Consider the following 2838-nt stretch of genomic DNA (forward strand, 5'->3'; position numbering starts at 1 on the left):
ATCAGAAAAATCAATTGTATTTACGTCTTCTGGATCATGTGCTTCACAGAAGTAACGAACTTTTCCATCACATTCATATTTTGTCAAATCTTCAATTTTGAAGTATGTATAGCATTTTTCACATTGTGCTATAGAATCGTCTTGTACACATTTAGAGCATATCATATCATATTCATAATAATGATAATATGGGTCGTTTGCTTTTATTTCACAATCACAAACTCCGCAATAGCCGATTATTTCAGCAGATTCATCTTGAAAATTATCTTCATGATTATTCGAATAATTATAGTCCATTTTTAATCCCCCTTTTCATTAATAAAACCCAAAATATAAAAAAATCCCTATTTATTTTATTATAACACATAGAAAAGTGTATCGCACTTTATACTTTAAGTGTTTTATATTAATTTATTTTTAAAAATAAAGAGTTTATTATAGCGTTAAATTCATTTGATTTTATGAATTATATTAGTAAATGTAAAAGTAAGAAAAGAAATTAGAATGTGATTACTTTTGATTAAATGTAAACTGCTAAAATGCTGAATAATAAAGCAGGTTTTTAGCAGTTTACCAATTATTGGATTATTTTAATTCAGAAGTACAATTTGGGCAACGAGTAGCACTTATTGGTATTTCGCTACAGCAGTAAGGACATACTTTTGTAGTAGGTTCTGCTTCAGTTGCAACTTCTTCATGTTTTCCAAGGCTGGCAAGTTTATTCATACTTTTAACTATTAAGAATATAACAAATGCCATAATTATAAAGTTTATAATTGCTGTAATAAAAGAGCCGTATTTAATCTGAACATCTCCAATATTTATTACTAGGTTGCTGAAATCTTGATTAGCAAATAGCCCTATTATAGGAGATATTATATCTTGAACTAAAGAATTAACTACACCTTGGAATGCGCCCCCTATAATAACACCGACAGCTAAGTCTAGGACATTTCCTCTAAGAGCAAATTCTTTAAATTCATTTAAGAATTTTGACATAAGATTTATCCTCCATTAATATTTTAAAATTTACTTACAGATAATTATACCACTAAATTCGATTTTGTCACAAATTATTGTCAGTTTTGTAAATATTTTGTAGCTATTTGGTATTTATTAAATAATGGTAGGCTATTTGATATTTTCTATTTCTATCTAAATCCCTTTCTGTTAAAGTAGAAAGCCTTCTTAGATCCATGTTGTTTTGTAAATCGGCTAATTTTACTTCCTTTGCCAGAGGATTTGAACTCAATTTTTTCACATAATCCATGTAATCTATATCGTCTGGTTTTGTAAGCATTACCACTGCATCTACTATATGCTTTGAAAGTCCTGCATTTAGTAGATCTTCTTCAGTTACATCTGTATCTTCTATTATATCGTGTAAAATTGCCACTATTTTTGCATCATCGCTTTTAACAGTTTCCATTACGTGAAGTGGATGTAGTATGTAGGGTTTTCCTGATTTGTCCTTTTGATTTTTGTGTTTTTCAATAGCTAGTTCTAGTGCAAATTGTAGTTGTTCGTTATATGATAGCATTTAAAAACCTCCCTGCTTTTTGAATTTATTATATCATAACAGGGAGGTAATAAGCTTAGAAATTGTCTCCGCCTTGGACTTCTGAGTCATAACATGTGCAATCTTCTGCTGTATTTCCACATTCTCTACAACAGTCGCAATATCTTGAATCTCCACCACAAATTCCACATTCGTATTTTTTGCTTGTAGTATCTCCTGAATCGTCGGCATCTTGTGGAAGCTTTGCAATACAAGATTTACAACCAGTTGCAACTACTGCACCTTCTACATTTTTAATGCTTCTCTTTTCAGATATAGGGTATTTTTTGTTGCACATTGGGCATGTAAATGTAGATGATTTTTTTGTTGTAGTTTGCTTCGTAGATGATTTTTTTGTAGAGCTATTAGAATTGCTTGTAGTATCTCCTGAATCGTCGGCATCTTGTGGAAGCTTTGCAATACAAGATTTACAACCAGTTGCAACTACTGTACCTTCTACATTTTCAATGCTTCTCTTTTCAGATATAGGGTATTCTTTATTGCATATTGAGCATGTAAATGTTTCTTGATCCTCAGATTTTTCATCTGTTTTTTTGTTTTCTGTTACTTTAGTGCTACTGCTGCTTTGAACAGTTGTCTTACTTGAACATCCTATTAGTGAGATGCTTAAAATTATACATATACATAAAGTTAGATTTTTGAGTAACTTCATTACCTTCACCACCTAATTTGTTTTTAATTTCATTATATTGGTATCTGATTTATATAGATATTACCCAGGTGGGTAATTATTGAAGATTTGCATGGATAAAAACGCAAATTACAACTGCCAGCTTTTGACATATAAAATGAAATTAATAAAATTTAAGGAGGAAACAAGATGAATAGATTAAAAGAATTGAGAGCACAAAATAATTTAACACAAAAAGCTGTGGCAAGGGCTGTTGGGATTACGACTAGTTATTATGGGATGATAGAGTTGGGCGTTAGAAAGCCTAGTCTTTCATTGGCGATGGATTTAGCTAGATTCTTCGGGACTTCTGTAGAGGAGATTTTTGTTGATTTATAAAAAAATAAAATATATTTCTCAGTAGAAAATAAGAATGAAAAAATAAAATAGAAAAGATACTTCTTGTGTCTTTTCTATTTTATCATACAAATTAAAAATTTTTAATCTAGAGCTGTTGTAGAAACAATGTTTAATTTAACAGTGATTTTCTGAGCTTTCTACAAGCTTTAAATCGATCATACCTTCGATTTTAATTTTATCTAGATTGTTTAATTTTCTATATTTTTCAATAAAAAATTTTTCGCTGTCG

General features: G+C 29.9%; 5 protein-coding genes. 1 reads left to right on the top strand and 4 read right to left on the bottom strand.

Going from position 1 to position 2838, the window contains the following annotated elements; genetic code table 11:
• The 4 genes from ACI3VO_RS12805 to ACI3VO_RS12820 all read right to left on the bottom strand — a co-directional run.
• On the bottom strand, positions 1–297 hold a 297-nt coding region (locus ACI3VO_RS12805; RefSeq protein ID WP_439758289.1), incomplete at its 3' end, for a hypothetical protein.
• 288 nt (positions 298–585) lie between these two features.
• On the bottom strand, positions 586–999 hold the full coding sequence (mscL, locus tag ACI3VO_RS12810) for a large conductance mechanosensitive channel protein MscL (protein WP_320925640.1): 414 nt from the start codon (positions 997–999) through the stop codon (positions 586–588).
• A gap of 103 nt (positions 1000–1102) precedes the next feature.
• Positions 1103–1540, bottom strand: coding sequence for an HD domain-containing protein (locus ACI3VO_RS12815; protein WP_439758290.1), 438 nt, complete (start codon positions 1538–1540; stop codon positions 1103–1105).
• Between the two features lie 55 nt (positions 1541–1595).
• Entirely contained in the window at positions 1596–2231 is a 636-nt protein-coding gene (locus ACI3VO_RS12820; RefSeq protein ID WP_439758291.1) for a hypothetical protein, read from the bottom strand.
• 168 nt (positions 2232–2399) lie between these two features.
• On the opposite strand from ACI3VO_RS12820, the gene ACI3VO_RS12825 reads away from it, so the two are divergent.
• Positions 2400–2588: a helix-turn-helix transcriptional regulator gene (locus ACI3VO_RS12825; RefSeq protein WP_439758292.1), complete on the top strand. Its 189-nt coding sequence runs from the start codon at positions 2400–2402 to the stop codon at positions 2586–2588.
• Positions 2589–2838 lie beyond the last annotated feature (250 nt).

This window comes from Intestinibacter sp. (assembly GCF_051866655.1).
In the GTDB taxonomy this organism is placed as follows: Bacteria; Bacillota; Clostridia; order Peptostreptococcales; family Peptostreptococcaceae; genus Intestinibacter.